The sequence below is a fragment of the Pseudoalteromonas sp. C8 genome (assembly GCF_011378685.1).
Classification (GTDB): domain Bacteria; phylum Pseudomonadota; class Gammaproteobacteria; order Enterobacterales; family Alteromonadaceae; genus Pseudoalteromonas; species Pseudoalteromonas arctica.
Map to the genome: position 1 here is coordinate 1 of NZ_WTKT01000086.1, position 204 is coordinate 204.

At 36.3% G+C, this 204-nt stretch carries 1 protein-coding gene; it reads left to right on the forward strand.

Annotation, left to right across the window (positions count from 1 at the left end):
* Positions 1–204 (forward strand): glycosyltransferase (locus GQR39_RS20145; RefSeq protein ID WP_165736436.1); only part of this gene is annotated, 204 nt, incomplete at both ends.

Genomic DNA, 204 nt, shown 5'->3' on the forward strand with positions numbered 1-204 from the left:
CAAATACAATCCATTCAACAATGTATTGGTTATCAAAAGCTCATATCCCGTTTTATTGTTGTTGATGACGGCTCAACAGATAACACCTTAAGTATCGTTAAACAGTTAGCAAAGCAAGACAAAAAAATCGAGTTACACCTTAATACAAGTGGCTTACATGGCCCAAGCCATAACTTCTCTTTTGGTCTTAATAAAACGACGGCT